This window comes from Levilactobacillus bambusae (genome assembly GCF_003124125.1).
Taxonomy (GTDB): Bacteria; Bacillota; Bacilli; order Lactobacillales; family Lactobacillaceae; genus Levilactobacillus; species Levilactobacillus bambusae.
Map to the genome: position 1 here is coordinate 1 of NZ_QCXQ01000028.1, position 1,188 is coordinate 1,188.

The 1,188-nt window shown below is 39.6% G+C and carries 3 protein-coding genes; all 3 read right to left on the bottom strand.

All coding sequences use genetic code 11. The annotated features are described in order from the left end of the window. A partial coding sequence (locus tag DCM90_RS09745) for a preprotein translocase subunit SecY (RefSeq protein ID WP_370738414.1) occupies positions 1-459 on the bottom strand: 459 nt, incomplete at its 3' end. A gap of 12 nt (positions 460-471) precedes the next feature. Beyond that, entirely contained in the window at positions 472-912 is a 441-nt protein-coding gene (gene rplO, locus DCM90_RS09750; RefSeq protein WP_000766087.1) for a 50S ribosomal protein L15, read from the bottom strand. A 144-nt stretch (positions 913-1,056) separates the two neighbouring features. Next, a partial coding sequence (gene rpmD / locus DCM90_RS09755) for a 50S ribosomal protein L30 (RefSeq protein ID WP_109251160.1) occupies positions 1,057-1,188 on the bottom strand: 132 nt, incomplete at its 5' end.

Genomic DNA, 1,188 nt, shown 5'->3' on the forward strand with positions numbered 1-1,188 from the left:
CGTCAGAAAAACTTGTGGAGTTAAAGCAGTTTTAATCAATTGAGCTCCAGCCAAGGTATTAAAACCAGCTGTAATCCCGATAGATTGCACAAAAGCGAGAACTAGAGCAATATAACGAGTAGCTTGATTCAATTTTCTTCGACCTACTTCCCCTTGTTTACCCCACTCTACAAACTTGGGTAAAATATCCATTTGCAAGAGTTGGACAACAATAGAAGCGGTGATATAGGGACTAACTCCTAGGGCAAAAATCGAAAAGTTTTTTAGGGCATTCCCCGACACCAAGCTCAACATGTTTAAGAAGGATAATCCACTTAAAGCATTCAAGCTATTGGCATTCACACCAGGAACTGTAATGCTAGTTCCGATACGAAAGACCAAAACGATAAAAATTGTAAATAAAATTTTTGATCGAACCTGCTTGACTTTAAGAGCTTCTCTTAATAATTTAAAAAACATAGGTCACCTCTCTTAGATGACTTCTACTGAACCACCTTTAGCAGTGATAGCTTCTTCAGCTGATTTAGAGAATTTAGCTGCTTTCACAGTCAATTTCTTAGTCAACTCACCGTTACCAAGAATTTTAATACCTGACTTTTCAGCTTTAACAATTCCTGCTTCGATAAGAACAACTGGAGTTACTTCAGCACCATCTTCAAAGACGTTCAATTGGTCAAGGTTCACAATTGCGTATTCTTTAGCGTTGATGTTAGTGAATCCACGTTTTGGAAGACGACGGAACAATGGAGTTTGTCCACCTTCAAAACCAAGGCGAACTCCGCCACCGCTACGAGCTTTTTGACCTTTTTGACCACGACCAGATGTTTTACCGTTACCTGATGAAGTACCACGACCAACGCGGTTACGTACTTTACGAGAACCTTCTGCAGGTTTCAATTCATGAAGTTTCATTTTTATTTTCTCCTCTTTTGTAAAATGCTAGCGCCGATAAGGGAGAAAAGGTTGTCTCCCCCATCAACTCGCCTATACGATGTCATCATAGATGACTATATCTAGTTTTAGGGGATGGTACAGTGCACATCCCCTAAAACTTCATTAGTTTACTTCTTCAACTGTTACTAAGTGAGATACTGCTGTGATCATACCACGGATAGCAGCGTTATCTTCTTTAATAACAGAGCTGTTCAATTTGCCAAGTCCAAGTGCTACAACAGTTTTACGTTGTGA

Excerpts from the sequence above, each read along its gene's own strand:
- rplO (WP_000766087.1), bottom strand. The coding sequence starts at position 912 with ATGAAACTTCATGAATTGAAACCTGCAGAAGGTTCTCGTAAAGTACGT.